Below are 1540 nucleotides of genomic sequence, written 5' to 3'. Positions count from 1 at the left end.
GGTCCTTGGTGCCGGCCAGGGTGGAGAGCAGCGGCCAGGTGAACAGGACGCCGGTGATGCCGAACCAGAGCAGGAGCGGCTTGCGGCCCACCTTGTCCGAGATGATGCCGTAGACCGGCTGGAGCAGCATGAAGATGAACAGCGCCCAGAAGTTGATCACCGAGGTGTCGGTCTTGGCGATACCCGAGGTGTCATTCATGAACTTCAGGATGAAGTTGGTGTACGTGTAGAACGCCACGGTGCCGCCGAGAGTGATGCCGATGCAGATCATCAGCGGCTTCCAGTAGCTGGTGAACAGGAGCTTCATGGTGCCCGGCTGCGCTTGGCCGGCCACCGCGGGGGCCTTGGCAGCCTCGATCTGTTCGGCGGAGACGGTCTCCTCCATGGAGCGCCGCAGCCACAGGACCACAAGGGCMGCRACGCCGCCGATCGCGAAYGGGATCCGCCAGCCCCACTCGSYSAGSTCGGCCTTGGGCATCACGTTCTGCWGRATGACCAGGACCAGCAGYGCSAGCATCTGGCCGCCGATCAGGGTGACGTACTGGAAGCTKGAGAAGAACCCGCGGCGCTTGGTGGTGGCGGCYTCGGACATGTAGGTGGCGCTGGTGCCRTACTCGCCGCCSACSGAGAAGCCCTGGATYACSCGGATSAGSACCAGCAGRATCATKGCCCACAGGCCGATCWSSTSCTGGGTGGGCAGYACCGCGATGGCGAASGAACCGGCGGACATCATGGTCACGCTCAGGGTCAGGGCGGCCTTGCGGCCCTTGCGGTCGGCGTAGCGGCCAAAGAACCAGGCGCCGATCGGGCGCATCAGGAAAGACGTCGAGAATACGGCCATCGCCTCAAGGCCGGCCTGGAGGTCGTCATTGGAGTTGAAGAAGTGGGCCTGAAAGTAGGCTGCGAAGACGGTGTAGACGTAGAGGTCGTACCACTCGACAAGGTTGCCGGCCGAGCCTTTGAGGATGTTGCCAACGGCTTTCCGGGTCTGGGCCGCTTCGGACAGTTGAGTGCTCATCAATGAACCTTCCTGGATCCGGCGCCGCCTGTAAGCAACACCGCCCGCCACCCTAGTCCGAGTGATCCGGAACACTCGGGTTTTGTTCATACTGTTCACGGAATGCTTGTTCAGGAGCACAATGCGGGTGGTTTTGGCGGGATGGCAGGATGGGACCATGACTTCTACCGCATTCGATTCCGCTGCTTTGGCTGTTTCCGCTGCCGCCTCCGACACCGGTTCCTCCCCCGCCGTCGCGCTGACAATCGCAGGCTCCGAAGCGACCGGCGGCGCCGGTGCGCAGGCTGACCTGAAGACCTTCCAGGAACTCGGCGTGTTCGGGATCGCCAACCTGACCTGCATCGTGTCCTTCGACCCGAAGGACAACTGGAACCACCGCTTCGTGCCGGTGGACCAGCAGGTCATCGCGGACCAGCTGGAGGCGACGACGGCGGCCTACGGTGCCGAATCCGGCGCGCCGGCCGTATTGGACACCGTCAAGATCGGCATGCTGGGCAGCCCCGCGACGATTTCGACCGTGGC

2 protein-coding genes are annotated in these 1540 nt (G+C 63.6%); one reads left to right on the top strand and one right to left on the bottom strand.

Annotation, left to right across the window (positions count from 1 at the left end; all coding sequences use genetic code 11):
- Window positions 1–1018: MFS transporter (locus AC1DEY_RS23340; RefSeq protein WP_476870074.1), on the bottom strand; the 1018-nt coding region annotated here is incomplete at its 3' end.
- 157 nt (window positions 1019–1175) lie between these two features.
- On the opposite strand from AC1DEY_RS23340, the gene AC1DEY_RS23335 reads away from it, so the two are divergent.
- The coding region (locus AC1DEY_RS23335; protein ID WP_476870073.1) for a bifunctional hydroxymethylpyrimidine kinase/phosphomethylpyrimidine kinase at window positions 1176–1540 on the top strand (365 nt) is incomplete at its 3' end.

It is taken from the genome of Arthrobacter sp. 05T47, from assembly GCF_056395825.1.
This window is presented reverse-complemented; position numbering and strand designations above follow the sequence as displayed.